The following is a 13122-nucleotide window of genomic DNA, read 5'->3' on the forward strand; positions in this document are numbered from 1 at the left end:
TGGTGACGGCCTCCTCGGAGGCCTTTTTTATTGTCGTTGACTATCAAGAAGCTGTGTTTCTGAGTCAAACGGAAAATCGGGTTGAGGCGGCAAGATACAAAGGCAACAGGGCGGAAGTTATGTTTTTCGTCGCCAGTTCGTCAGTCAGCAGCGCTCGCCAACCCATTGATAGGGACCCACCGTGCAACCACAACTCAATAAACAACGTCAGGTCATTGCCGCGATTGTCGGCAATGCACTCGAATGGTACGACTTTATCGTCTATGGCTTCTTCTCGGCCATTATCGCTCGACTGTTTTTTCCTGCCGACAACGAATACACCTCATTGCTGGTTGCCCTCGCGACCTTCGGCATTGGTTTCTTCATGCGACCGGTGGGAGGCGTCCTGCTCGGTCTTTATGCTGACCGCAAAGGCCGAAAGGCCGCGATGCAGGTCATCATCGTGCTGATGACACTGGCCATCGCAATCATCGCCTTCACTCCCACGTACGCCACTATCGGCATTGCAGCCCCCATCATGATTGTCGTCGCACGCATGTTGCAGGGTTTCGCGACCGGCGGCGAATACTCCAGTTCGACCGCATTTTTGGTGGAGAGCGCGCCAGCTCACAAGCGCGGACTGTATGGGTCATGGCAACTGGTTGGCCAGTGTCTCGCGGTCTTCTGCGGCGCCGGCATGGGCGCCCTGGTGACGCGTAATTTATCGCCGGAGGCTCTGGACAGCTGGGGATGGCGACTGCCGTTCGTCCTCGGCCTGCTGATCGGCCCTGTGGGTCTGTGGATCCGTCGCCATATGCATGAGACAGATGATTTTCTGGAAAGCGCCAACAAGCCTAATGCAGCGCCCATCAAGTTGCTCGATGTGGTGAAGACCAACCTGCGTGGCGTACTCGTGTCGATGGGGCAGGTCATCAACGGTACAGTGGCCTTCTACGTCGTCCTGGTGAACATGCCGACGTTCGCCAACAAGCAGCTGGGGCTTCCTCTTGACCAGGCCTTCATGGTGCAGATGATTGCCGTAGCGTTGCTCACTGCTGTCATCCCTTTTGCCGGTGCACTGTCGGACCGCCTTGGTCGTCGGACCGTTCTGCTCTATAGCTCTCTGGCCTTCCTGTTGATGGTGTACCCGCTGTTCGTCTGGGTCTCGGCAGCCCCCAGCCTGCCTCGTCTGCTGGTAATGCAAGTGCTTCTGTGCATCGTCATTGGCGCAAATTTCGGTCCGATGCCGACCGCCCTGTCGGAGCAATTCCCGACGCGCGTGCGTTCCACCGGCCTTGCTGTGGCCTACAATCTGGCAGCGATGCTGTTTGGCGGCTTTGCTCCGTTCATCGTGACATGGCTCACCAAGACATCGGGTTCGCCAGTGGCGCCAGCGTGGTATGTGCTGTTCGCCGCCTGTATCGGTGTTTCGGCAGCCTGGGCGATGCGTGACCAAAGTCCGGCGGCAAAGAACCGGCAGACTGAAGTCTTCGCAGGAATTGGAGAGATCAAGTGACAGAAGGAAAGCCCTCGCAAGCGAATCAAGGAGCAGAAAAGATGCACCAACTGGTCACGCTCGATGCACTGGCGTTGTCTGCTGCAATTCGCAGCAAGGAAGTCTCTTGCCGTGAAGTCATGCAAGCGTATCTGGAACATATCGAGAAGATGAACCCGCATGTGAATGCGATCGTCTCGCTCCGACCGCCGGAAGAACTGCTCGATGAAGCGAAACGCGCGGACCAGTTACTTGCGCAGGGCAGGTATCTCGGATGGATGCACGGCATGCCCCAGGCGCCGAAGGACCTCGCGTCGTGCAAAGGACTTCCTACCAGCAAAGGCTCTCCTCTATCGTCCATGGCGCCCGACCAGAGCGACGCAACGTGCGTGGCCCGTGTACGCGACGCCGGCGCCATTTTCATCGGAAAGACTAACGTCTCCGAATTCGGACTTGGCTCAAACAGCTACAACCCGCTGTTCGGCGTGACCAGGAACGCTTATGACTTCTCTCGCATCGCTGGCGGTAGTAGCGGTGGCGCTGGTGCGGCGCTGGCGATGCGTATGTTGCCGGTGGCCGACGGCAGCGACATGATGGGGTCCTTGAGAAACCCGGCGGCGTTCAATAATGTGTATGGCTTCAGGCCAACCCAGGGAAGAGTTCCTTACGGTTCCGGCGGGGAACTCTTTCTGCAGCAATTAAGTACGGAGGGCCCAATGGGGCGAACCGTGGCTGATGTCGCCCGACTTTTCGCGACCCAGGCAGGATATGATCCCCAGTGCCCTCTTTCCAGCGACACGGATGTCACTGGCGACGCAGCGCAATTGAAACGGGATTTCAAAGGCGCCCGAATTGGATGGCTCGGAAACTATGATGGCTACCTGCCGATAGAAGAGGAAGTCATGGTGCTGTGCGAGGCCGCGCTGTCGGACTTTGCGGACATTGGCTGTACGGTAGAGCAATGTCGACCTGACTATCCGATGGAAAAGCTCTGGGAAACGTGGCTCGTTCACCGGCAATGGCTAGTGGGCGGAAATTTGAGCGTCTACTTTGCTGATCCGGCGCGGCGTGGCTTGCTCAAGCCAGAGGCGCAATGGGAAGTGGAGTCAGGCCAGTACTTGACGGCCGCCGATGTTTTCCGCGCATCCATGGCACGCAGCGATTGGTATCGCGCCATTCACAAGCTCTTCGAACAATTTGATTACCTGCTGTTGCCCAGCGCACAGATGTTTCCGTTCGATGTGGCGACGAAGTGGCCGCGAAACGTAGCTGGTCGGGAAATGGACACCTACCATCGCTGGATGGAGGTAGTCATTGGCCCGACGCTGGCTGGATTGCCGGCGATGAGTGTACCGGTAGGGTTTGGCGCGAACGGTCTACCTATGGGAATGCAAATCATCGGTCCCTCCCGGGATGACAGAGGTGTTTTGCAGTTGGCGTATGCATTGGAAGGCTTGCGTCCGTGGAGCGCACAAGCTCCACTAGCTGTCATCGATGCACTCAGTCGATAGCCAGTCGGGATACCTGACAAACCGAGGTCGTGGATCTATTCTTTTAGATCGGGGAACATCTTTTTATTTGCAGAGAGTTAATAGATAGTGAAAATGAAATGACCGTATAACTTAATTTTCAAACTGCTGAAGTAGCCTTGCCTACGCAAATAATCTCGGTTCAAGGTCCTCAGCCATCCACCGCCATCCACCGCAAAATCGCACTTCCTCACCCCCAATCCTCACCGTCCCAAACATTGTTGCACCCTACCAACTAGTAACCCCGCCACTCGCCACGGCTCACCCAAAGCCCACCACAACTTCCTTGCGATTCCCCCACCCCTTCAATACCATCAAAAAAAACATTCGAGCGGATCGCAACCATGCACACCTTCAAGACGAGCGTCCTGAGCGTAGTCGCAAGCACTCTCGTCGTCACGATGGGATTGGTGTGCGCCCGCCCTGCCATTGCGCAATCGACCACGATTTCACCTGCGCCTGCAGGAAATGAATCCACCATCGAGATCAAGCTCGCCGATCTCAATGACGACAATCCCCTCATCAACTACCGCAAGGCCGTGATAGAACTGGCCATGAGAGCCAGCGGAAAATCCTACACTCTCACGGGCTGCCAGATCACCGAGGCGAGTACCTCCGACCGGCGCTTTGTCCAACTGATACAGGCCGGCCAATACTGCAACCTCATGGCCACTTCCGCGGGCGGTGAGCTCACGCGCGGCCTGGAAACCATTCCCTTCCCCATCTACCTGGGCGGCGGCGGCATCCGCGTGCTGCTGGCCCACCGCAAGAGCCTGGAAGCGGCTACCACCCTCCGTTCACTCAACGACCTGCGCAAGTTTCGCATCGGGTCCGGATCCGGTTGGGTCGATACCAGCATCATGCAAGCCAATGGCCTCACCGTCGTGCAAAGCAGTTACATGAACCTGTTCGAGATGCTCAAGGCGCAGCGCTTCGACTTCTATAACCGCTCCGTCTTCGAGGCCGTCGGCGAGCTGGAAAATTATGATCCCCAGCACCAGCTGGCCGTCGTCCCCGATCTCATCCTCTACTACCCTTCGGATCTCTTCTTCTACACCACGCCAGGCCGCGACGATATCCGCGATGCACTGCTCGATGGACTCAGGAAGATCCAGCGCAACGGCGCCCTGGCCGAACTGATCCAGAACCATCGCTCCACCCGCAATGCACGGGTGGCCCTGAAGTCGGGCAAGCTGCGGGTGCTGGCGCTGACCAATGAACGATTGACCCCGATAGAACGCGAAGCCCTGGAAACCTACAAGCTGGATTGGTTCAGGTAGCAGACCGGATGGCTCCACCTCTTGCACTGGCACGACCATGAATCAGAAATTCAACAGCCTAGCCGTCTACATCGCAATGGCGACCCTGCTTGCACTGAGCCTGCCTGTGGTCGTGGCGCTGACCGTCCTCAATGGCACGCGCGAAAGACAGATCAGCGCGGACATCAACAAGCTGGTCGATGAAAAGGTCGATATGCTGCGTCACGGTCTGGTCCTGCCGGTCTGGAATCTCGACCAGTCCGACATCATGGCGCTGCTGAAGGGGGCGATGCTGGACCGGCAAGTGGTCTCCATCGAGGTCATCGATCCGGAAGAAAAAGCCTTGGCCAGGAGGGCGGAGCCACAACGTAGCGCTGGTCACCTGATCCACCGCACCGCGCCCTTGGTGATGCAGCAGAACCAGCAGGATGTGAGCCTGGGCAGCCTGCACATCGTGGTGTCGGACCATCAGCTGCAGAAAAAGCTGGCTGCTGACAAAAGTTTCTATGCCCTTGTTCTGCTGGCGCAGGCGATCGTATCCCTGCTCATCATCGGCCTGCTGGTCTACCGCCGCATCCTGGGGCCCATCGGCAAGCTCACGCAGGCCACAGCACGTATCCAGCGCGGCAGCTTCGAGCAGGGTATCGACCTGCCGCAGCAGGATGAGATCGGCCAACTGGCGCGTCATATGGAAGCCATGCAGGCCAGCCTGAAGACGCTCTTCGATGAACAGGCGGCGATCCTTGGCAATATTCCCGCCGGCGTGCTGTTCGTGCGCAAGGGCAAGATCGTCTTCGGCAACGAGGCGGCGCAGGCGCAGCTGGCGCGCGATGATCGCAGGCTGGTGGGCGTGGCGGCCGAAGATCTGTTCGTGGAATCGGTGCAGCAGGCGGTGTATGTGGCCAGGGCCGTGGCGCGCTCCAGCGGCGCGGCGGGTGAGATCGTGCTGCTGCGCAACGCCAGTGGCGCCAGCTTCCCTGCGGAATTGCATACCTCGCTGATCGACCCCGCCCGTCCGGGGGAGCAGATCTGGGTGGTGATCGATGTGAGTGCGCGCCTGGAGGCGGAGAATCGTATCGACCAGTTGGCCTTCTATGATCCGGTGACACAGCTGCCCAACAAGAAGCTGTTCATGGACCGCCTGCGTCGTGGCCTGGACCGGCGGCGCACTTCAGGCCATGCGGGTGCGGTCTTCGTGATGGAAATCCATCGCGCCGACCTTTCTTACGGCAGCGTCAAGGCCGATGAGATGGAGCAGTTGCTGATCGAATGCGCGCGCCGCTTCTCAAGCTGCATCACGGCCGAGCAGACGGTGGCGCGGATGGAGGGTGAGAAGTTCGCGCTGGGTACTGAAATCAGGAGCAATGAACTGGCTGAATGCATCCGCTACTGCGAAGCGCTGGCCCAGCGCATCCTCGATGCGTTTACCGATCCGCAGAGCCTGAGCGCGGCGCGTTTCCCCTGTTCGGTCAACCTGGGTATCAACATCGTGCGCGATGAGCAATACGGGGCTTCGGAACTGGTGATGCAGGCCGAGCTGGCGATGGTGCAGTCACGGGCGGCGGGTCGCAATGTCTTCCGTTTCTTTGACCCGGCCATGCAGGCGCTGGCCAACCAGCGCAGCCAGCTGGAGGCCGAATTGCGCCAGGCGGTGGCGCGGCGCCAGTTCATCGTGTATTACCAGCCCCAGGTCACCTACGAGGGCGATGTGGTCGGGGCGGAGGCGCTGGTGCGCTGGCAGCATCCCATCCGCGGCATCGTCTCGCCGACGACCTTCATCTCGCTGGCCGAGGACATGGGCTTGATGGATGAGATCGGCCGGCAGGTGCTGCATCGCATCTGTACCGATCTGGAGAACTGGCAGCGCGAAGGATTGGCGCGTGACCTGGTGGTGGCCATCAATGTGTCGGCGCAGGAATTCAAGGTGGACAATTTCGTCTATCGCTTCCGCGAGATCATGCGCGAGCATCACGTGCCGAGTCATTCGGTGAAGGTGGAGCTGACCGAGAGCATGATGGTGGATCACATCGAGGATGTGATCACCAAGATGCAGGCCTTGCGGTCCAATGAAGTCTCGATCTCGCTGGACGATTTCGGGACGGGCTATTCGTCGCTGTCCTATCTCGGACGTTTTCCTATCGACCAGATCAAGATCGACCAGACCTTCGTGCGCGAGATGCAGAACGATGCGGCCATGGCCAGCATCATCCGCAGCATCATCATGCTGGGCCAGAGCCTGAACCTGTCCATCATCGCCGAAGGCGTGGAGACGGAGCAGCAGCGCGATTTCTTGCATGCCCAGGGCTGCCTGCTGTACCAGGGGTATTGGTACAGCAAGCCGATACCGGGCGAGCAGTTTGCCGATCTGCTCAATACGCCGGGCCGTTTCCGCTGATCCGTGTGGCGGGGGTCACCGCATCGGAGCGGGGCCGGCTTATGCGTTGCTGATGTAGGGCTTATGCGCCGTTGTACAGCGAAGCATCAGCGGCCTGGCCCTGGGTGGTGCTGCCTTCCATCGAGGGCTTGGCGGCCTGGGCCGGCATCGGCACGCCGTCGCGGGCGGCCTGCAGTTCGGCCATGACATCGGCGCGGGTCTTGCTGCTCTTGAAGGTGACTACGGGATAGTTGCTCTCGGCGGTCAGGTTGGCCTTGTCGCGGGCGGCGTCGGTGCTGACGGTGGATTGGGCGAAGGCCGACATCGAGCAGACGGAGACCAGGCCGGCGAGGATGAGGTGGGAAGTTTTCATGAGAAGCTCCTAGAGGGGATGTGCAAAAAACGTCAGCCGCGCTGCGCGGCCGTCCTGTCGATCCCGTCGCTGCGGCGGGTATCGTTGGAAGCCATTCTAGGGAGCCGCTGCGCACAGAAAGATTGCCCAGTCATTACAGATTTGTAATGAATCCGGCGCGGCGCTGGTTCAGAATACTGGCTTATCCGTCAGGAATCCGATCATGCATATCTTGTTGGTAGAGGACGAACCCAAGTCTGGCGACTACCTGCGCCGTGGCTTGACCGAGTCCGGCTTTGTGGTGGACTGGGTGCAGACCGGGGTCGATGGCCTGCATAATGCGCGCACGCTGGACTACAAGCTCATCATCCTGGATGTGATGCTGCCCGGCATGAATGGCTGGGACATCCTGCGCGAACTGCGCCGCACGCATGACACGCCCGTGCTGTTCCTGACCGCGCGCGACGAGGTGGAAGACCGCGTCAAGGGTCTGGAGCTGGGCGCAGACGATTACCTGGTCAAGCCCTTCGCCTACACCGAACTGCTGGCGCGGGTGCGCACCCTGCTGCGCCGTGGTCCCAGCCGCGAAGTCGATCTGATCGAATACGACGATGTGGTGCTCGATGTCCTGCGCCGCAAAGTGACCCGCGCAGGACAACGCATCGACCTCACCGCCAAGGAATTCGCGCTGCTGCACATGTTGATCCGCCGCCCCGGCGAAGTGCTCTCGCGTCCGCAGATCGCCTCCCAGGTCTGGGACATGAACTTCGACAGCGACACCAACGTGGTCGACGTCGCCGTGCGTCGCCTGCGCGCCAAGCTCGATGAGGGTTTCGAGAAGAAGCTGCTGCATACGGTCTGGGGCATGGGCTACGTGTTCGAGGTGCGGGAGGGGCGCGAGGTGCGTGAGGTGCGTGAGGAGCGCCCATGAGGCGCTTCGCGCCGGCTTCGCTGAGCCTGCGGCTGGTGGCGTTGTTCGGCTTGCTGGCCATGGTGATCCTGGCGGCGCTGGGGACTTATCTGTCGCATTCGCTGCACGTCCAGCTGGAGCGCCGCGATGACGAGGAGTTGGCCGGCAAGTGCCGCTCCATCAATCACCTGGTGGAGCATGCGGCGTCGCTGGAGGATATCCTGGCGCGGCGCCACCTGGTGCTGGACACCCTCACCGGCCATGACCAGCTGCTGGTGCGCATTGCCCGCGCCGACGGCAGCACCCTCCTGGAAAGCCACGACCCGACCCGCACCCCGCCCGGCATCGATCTCTCGCAGGTCGACATTCGCGCCTGGGATAGCATCCAGTCCTGGAAGCTGGGCGATCTGCGCGCCCGCTATGTCGCCAGCAAGCCAGTGACGCGCTCGGGCGAGCAAGCCGTCGTGCTGGTCGTGCGCACGGCCTCGGATCGCATGCTGCTGCTGGCTGAATATCGCTCTGATGTCTGGTGGGCCGCTGGCGTGGGCGCGCTTCTGGCCATCCTGATGAGCTACTTCCTGGTGCGCAGCGGCCTGCGGCCCTTACGGACCATGGCCGCGCAGACGCGGGCGGTGTCCGCCAACCGTCTCGATACCCGGCTGGACCTGCAGGCGGCGCCGCGTGAGCTGCATGAGATCGTCGAATCCTTCAACGAGATGCTGGACCGCCTGCATCGCAGCTTCCAGCAACTGAGCCAGTTCTCCGCCGATCTCGCCCATGACGTGCGCACCCCGCTCAACAACCTGATGGTGCAGACCCAGGTAGCGCTGGGCAAGCCCCGTGGCATCGATGAGTATCAGGCCCTGCTCAGTTCCAATATCGAAGAGTATGAAAGGCTGTCGCGGATGATGGAGAGCATGCTCTTCCTGGCGCGCGCCGAGAACGCCCATGTGGTGCTGCAATGGCAGGAACTGGATGTGGCCCAGGAATTGACCCGCATAGCGGATTATTTTGAAGGGATCGCCGACGAGGCCCAAGTGCGCCTGGTGGTGCAGGGCGCCGGACGCCTGCAGGCTGACGCCACGCTGTTGCGCCGCGCGGTGGGCAACCTGGTGGCCAACGCCATCCGCTACACCCCCGCTGATGGCGTGATCCGCTTGCAGGTCGACGCGGCCGGGGATGGCATGGAGATCAGCGTTTCCAATCCCGGCGCGGGTATTCCTGCCGAGCAGCTGGAACGCCTGTTCGACCGCTTCTATCGCGCCGATCCCTCGCGCAGCAGTGCGGGCGGTTCCAGCGGGCTGGGTTTGGCCATCGTGCGTTCGATCATGATGCTGCACGGTGGGCAAGCTTCGGTGACCAGCTCGCCCGGCCAGCTGACGGTGTTCAGCCTGCGATTCCCCGGTCGCAGTGCGGTGTAGAGGTCAGCGTCAGGCCAGCACCAGCGCTGCCCGCGGATGATGCAATGTCAATCGGACGCCCGGTGCTCTTCCTTGGGCAGTGCCAGCAGCGTGTGTCGCAGAAGGTCGGGCAATTCCATTTCCAGTGCCTCTGCCAGAGCTTCCATGTTGTCCACGGAGATGTTTCTTTCCCCGCGTTCAACTTCGCTCAGGTAGGTGCGACTGATGTCAGCCCGGAAGGCAAGCTCTTCTTGCGACATCTCTTTAAGCCGGCGAACTCTGCGAACATTTTGTCCAAAGATGAGCCGGGCGCTCGGTGGAGTCTCAGTGGTTTTCATGAGCGCAAGGATCAGGCGGCTAGTAACGACGGTCGATTAGCTACAATTACTAAGGCACCTACTATCGGTGACATGATAGTTATACTCGCGAATCTCTCTGTATTTAATCGAAATTTATCGAGAATAACTTCAGTCTTTAAGCGAGTCATTTATAGAAATATTTTCAGTACGTGCTCGATAAATTTGGGGAATTCCACCGAGATTGAATCGACGGTTCTCGTAGAGCGAGTGAAATTTTTGTTTCCGATCCTTTTCTGATTCTCATGGACAAGCAAGACGCACTTCGCCGGACCAAGCGGCTCGCATTCATCTGTCTGCTCGCGGCAGCCGCCCTCTTCATCATCGCCTCGCTGGCCCCGCCGTCCTGGTGGAGCGGCCTGCTGCGCGCCATGGCTGAGGCTGCCATGGTGGGGGCGCTGGCGGACTGGTTCGCCGTGAGTGCCTTGTTCCGTCGCATTCCCCTGCCCTTGCTGTCGCGCCATACCGACATCATTGCTCGCAACAAGGAGCGCATCGCCCACAACCTGGCCGTCTTCGTGGAAGAAAAATTCCTCAGCCCGCAGTCGCTGGCCGCGCTGATACGCCGGCATGATCCGGCGCAGCACCTGGCCCGCTGGATGGCCCTGCCGGAGAACGCCGCGCGCCTGGGCGGCTACATGGCGCGGGCGGTGGGCGGCGTACTCATGCTCACCGATGACCGTCGCATCCAGTCCTTCCTGCGCCAGGGCTTGCATGCGGCGGTAGGCAAGCTGGACCTGTCGCATTCACTGGCCGCTGTGCTCGACACCCTGACCCTGGACGGCCGGCACCAACAGTTGCTCGATCGCGCCATCATCGAACTGGCCGCCCTGCTGAACCGCGAGCAGACCCGGATCTTTATCGCCGAGCGCATGGTGGATTGGCTGCGCCAGGAATATCCCAAGATCGAGAAGATCCTCCCCTCGCAGTGGATAGGCGAGAAATCCGCGCAGACCCTGGCTGACATCCTCGACAAGCTGCTTAGCGGCATCGCTGAGGACCCCCAGCATTCACTGCGCCGCGCCTTTGACGAGCAGGTCGCGCGATTCATCGTGCGCCTCAAGGAAGACCCTGCCCTGCGCGAACGTGCCGACACCTTCAAGCGCGAGTTGCTGGAAGGCGAAGCGGTCCATGCCTACGTGGGCGGCCTGTGGGACAGTCTGCGCCAATGGCTGCGCGCCGACCTGGAGCGCAGCGATTCGGTCTTGCGCCGCCACGCCCAGGACGCCACCCAATGGATAGGCCAGGCGCTGCAGGACGACGCCGCGTTGCGGGCCTCGCTCAACACCCATCTCGAGCACGCCATCGCCAGCTTGAGTCCCGAGCTGGCGCAGCTGCTCTCGCGTCACATCAGCGACACCATCCGCCAATGGGAAACGGTCGAGCTGTCGCGCCAGGTCGAACTCAATATCGGCCGCGACCTGCAGTTCATCCGCATCAATGGAACCCTGGTGGGCGCACTGATCGGCGCCGTGCTGTTTGGCCTGTCAGCGCTGATGCAATGGCTGGTGCACGGCGTTTGAACATGCCGATGCCGACGGCCTACTGATCCATCTCCTTGAGCGTCTTGCGCATGATCTTGCCGGTCGCCGTGGTGGGCAAGGCCGCCACGAAGCTGATCAGGCGCGGATACTCGTGCGCCGCCAGTTGCGCCCGGACGTGCTGCTGCAACTCGGCCTTCAAGGCCTCGTCGGGCGTGACGCCATCCTTGAGCACTACGAAGGCCTTCACCACCTCGGTCCGCAAGGCGTCCTTGACCCCTACCACCGCGGCGATGCGCACGGCCGGATGGCGCATCAGGCATTCCTCGATGGCGGCGGGTCCGATGCGGTAGCCGGCGCTGGTGATGACGTCGTCGTTGCGGCCCAGGTAGCGGATGTAGCCTTGTTCATCCATGCTGCCCAGATCGCCCGTGAGCAGGAAGTCGCCAGCGAATTTCTCGCGCGTGGCTTCCTCGTTGCGCCAGTAGCGCAGGAACATCACCGGATCAGGGGCGCGGATGGCGATATTGCCGACCGTGCCGTGCGGCAGCACCTGGCCTTGCTCATCGACGATCTGCACTACATGGCCGGGCACAGCGCGCCCCATGCTGCCGGAGACCGATGGATAGCAATGCGAGGAAGACGAGACCACCAGGTTGCATTCGGTCTGGCCGTAGAACTCGTTGATGGTGACACCCAGCGCTTCCCGCCCCCAGGCGATCAGGTCGTCACCCAGCGTCTCGCCGCCGCTGGCCACGCTGCGCAGCGAAAAGTCCGCCTGCGCGCGCACCGTCGCGGCGCCGCGCAGCATCTTCAGCGCCGTGGGCGGAAAGAAGACGTTGCGGATCTGATGCCGCGCCAGCAGTCCGAATACCTCCGCGGCATCGAATTTTTCCAGACGCCGCGCCACCACGGCCACTCCGTGGTACAGCGACGGCAGCAGCACATCGAGCAAGCCGCCGATCCAGGCCCAGTCGGCGGGTGTCCAGAAGCGGTCGCCCTCTTGCGGGAAGCTGTCGTGCGACACCTCCACGCCCGGCAGATGGCCCAGCAGCACGCGGTGCGCATGCAGCGCGCCCTTGGCCTTGCCGGTGGTGCCGGAGGTGTAGATGATCATGGCCGGATCATCGGCTAGCGTCAGCACCGGATCCAGCTCGGCAGGGGCGGCGTGCAGGCGGTCCCAGAAGTCGGTGGTCTGCGGCAGCACCAGGTCTGACGATTCCACGCAGAACACCAGCCTGAGCGCCGGCAGTTCCCCTGCCAACGTGGCCTTTTCCATCCCGCTGGCATCGGTCACCAGCGCGACCGCGCCGCTGTTGTCGAGCCGGTAAGCGATGGCGTCCGGCCCGAACAGGTAGAACAGCGGCACCGTGATGGCGCCCAGCTTGTAGGCGGCGAGATGGGTGATGACCGTCTCGATGCGTTGCGACAGGTAGATGCCGATGCGGTCACCGCGCCCGACGCCGGCTGCACGCAGGGCATTGGCGAATCTGTCGCTGAGGATCTTGAGCTGGTCGTAGCTGTAGCTCGTGACGCTACCGTCGGCGTCTTCGCAGATGATGGCCGTGCGCCCACTGCCGTCGGCCCAGCGGTCGCAGGCGGCCTGGGCGATGTTGAAGTGGGTGGGGATCTGCCATTCGTAGGGTGAAGGGTTGCCGGCGCGGTAGTGTGCGGCGCTGATCACAGAGCGGGGTGCGATATTGGGGGGCACTTCGTGTCTCCTATGGGATGTTCGATGGGGCTGCCTGCAAAGGGGCTGGGCTCCTCAGTCACCGGGATCCGGCATGCCGCCTATCATAGCGTCCCCAATGACGATCGGCATGGACGCGGCCAAGTGCATTTGCACGATGCGCGGTCGAAATCCGACGAATTCGGCAGCCAATCTGCTCCCCTTCACCAAGCGGTGCTCTGGTCTCCGCTAGCATGAACTCTCCCTTCGCCACCTGCCGTTCCCCTCCTGCGCCACCTGCCGTGCGCACGGCTGCGG

General features: G+C 61.3%; 10 protein-coding genes. 7 read left to right on the forward strand and 3 right to left on the reverse strand.

Annotated features, from left to right (window positions below):
- Positions 1 to 181 precede the first annotated feature (181 nt).
- The 4 genes from ACP92_RS00050 (at position 182) to ACP92_RS00065 (ending at position 6657) form a co-directional block, all read left to right on the forward strand.
- The gene (locus tag ACP92_RS00050; RefSeq protein ID WP_013232096.1) at positions 182 to 1495 is read left to right on the forward strand and encodes a citrate-proton symporter; all 1314 of its coding nucleotides are present in this window, start codon (positions 182 to 184) and stop codon (positions 1493 to 1495) included.
- Positions 1496 to 1536: 41 nt separating this feature from the next.
- Positions 1537 to 2985 carry an amidase gene (locus ACP92_RS00055; protein ID WP_013232097.1) on the forward strand — a complete coding sequence of 483 codons (1449 nt, stop codon included), beginning with the start codon at positions 1537 to 1539 and terminating at the stop codon, positions 2983 to 2985.
- A gap of 362 nt (positions 2986 to 3347) precedes the next feature.
- Entirely contained in the window at positions 3348 to 4283 is a 936-nt protein-coding gene (locus ACP92_RS00060) for a type 2 periplasmic-binding domain-containing protein (RefSeq protein WP_013232098.1), read from the forward strand.
- A 37-nt stretch (positions 4284 to 4320) separates the two neighbouring features.
- Complete coding sequence (locus ACP92_RS00065) at positions 4321 to 6657, forward strand: putative bifunctional diguanylate cyclase/phosphodiesterase (protein ID WP_048348471.1); 2337 nt, start codon at positions 4321 to 4323, stop codon at positions 6655 to 6657.
- Positions 6658 to 6718: 61 nt separating this feature from the next.
- On the opposite strand, the gene ACP92_RS00070 is transcribed toward ACP92_RS00065, so the two are convergent.
- Entirely contained in the window at positions 6719 to 7009 is a 291-nt protein-coding gene (locus tag ACP92_RS00070; protein WP_041309906.1) for a DUF4148 domain-containing protein, read from the reverse strand.
- 202 nt (positions 7010 to 7211) lie between these two features.
- Between ACP92_RS00070 and ACP92_RS00075 the strand changes: the two genes are divergently transcribed.
- Positions 7212 to 7919: a heavy metal response regulator transcription factor gene (locus ACP92_RS00075; protein ID WP_013232100.1), complete on the forward strand. Its 708-nt coding sequence runs from the start codon at positions 7212 to 7214 to the stop codon at positions 7917 to 7919.
- Complete coding sequence (locus ACP92_RS00080; protein ID WP_013232101.1) at positions 7916 to 9319, forward strand: heavy metal sensor histidine kinase; 1404 nt, start codon at positions 7916 to 7918, stop codon at positions 9317 to 9319. Before ACP92_RS00075 ends, ACP92_RS00080 begins: the two co-directional genes overlap by 4 nt.
- Before the next feature lie 47 nt (positions 9320 to 9366).
- Here ACP92_RS00080 and ACP92_RS00085 read toward each other — a convergent pair whose 3' ends face one another.
- Positions 9367 to 9636 carry a helix-turn-helix domain-containing protein gene (locus ACP92_RS00085; RefSeq protein ID WP_013232102.1) on the reverse strand — a complete coding sequence of 90 codons (270 nt, stop codon included), beginning with the start codon at positions 9634 to 9636 and terminating at the stop codon, positions 9367 to 9369.
- A gap of 263 nt (positions 9637 to 9899) precedes the next feature.
- Here ACP92_RS00085 and ACP92_RS00090 point away from each other — a divergent pair, with 263 nt between their 5' ends.
- Complete coding sequence (locus ACP92_RS00090; RefSeq protein WP_013232103.1) at positions 9900 to 11177, forward strand: DUF445 domain-containing protein; 1278 nt, start codon at positions 9900 to 9902, stop codon at positions 11175 to 11177.
- A 19-nt stretch (positions 11178 to 11196) separates the two neighbouring features.
- Here ACP92_RS00090 and ACP92_RS00095 read toward each other — a convergent pair whose 3' ends face one another.
- Positions 11197 to 12819 (reverse strand): acyl-CoA synthetase, encoded by a 1623-nt coding sequence (locus tag ACP92_RS00095; RefSeq protein ID WP_232284953.1) that lies wholly within the window; start codon positions 12817 to 12819, stop codon positions 11197 to 11199.
- Positions 12820 to 13122: the final 303 nt, after the last annotated feature.

It is taken from the genome of Herbaspirillum seropedicae (genome assembly GCF_001040945.1).
In the GTDB taxonomy this organism is placed as follows: domain Bacteria; phylum Pseudomonadota; class Gammaproteobacteria; order Burkholderiales; family Burkholderiaceae_D; genus Herbaspirillum; species Herbaspirillum seropedicae.

Bases quoted from the DNA above. Each gene is read 5' to 3' on its own strand.
- ACP92_RS00070 (WP_041309906.1), bottom strand. From the start codon at position 7,009: ATGAAAACTTCCCACCTCATCCTCGCCGGCCTGGTCTCCGTCTGCTCG.
- ACP92_RS00060 (WP_013232098.1), top strand. From the start codon at position 3,348: ATGCACACCTTCAAGACGAGCGTCCTGAGCGTAGTCGCAAGCACTCTC.
- ACP92_RS00090 (WP_013232103.1), top strand. From the start codon at position 9,900: ATGGACAAGCAAGACGCACTTCGCCGGACCAAGCGGCTCGCATTCATC.
- ACP92_RS00080 (WP_013232101.1), top strand. From the start codon at position 7,916: ATGAGGCGCTTCGCGCCGGCTTCGCTGAGCCTGCGGCTGGTGGCGTTG.
- ACP92_RS00065 (WP_048348471.1), top strand. From the start codon at position 4,321: ATGAATCAGAAATTCAACAGCCTAGCCGTCTACATCGCAATGGCGACC.
- ACP92_RS00055 (WP_013232097.1), top strand. From the start codon at position 1,537: ATGCACCAACTGGTCACGCTCGATGCACTGGCGTTGTCTGCTGCAATT.
- ACP92_RS00085 (WP_013232102.1), bottom strand. From the start codon at position 9,636: ATGAAAACCACTGAGACTCCACCGAGCGCCCGGCTCATCTTTGGACAA.
- ACP92_RS00075 (WP_013232100.1), top strand. From the start codon at position 7,212: ATGCATATCTTGTTGGTAGAGGACGAACCCAAGTCTGGCGACTACCTG.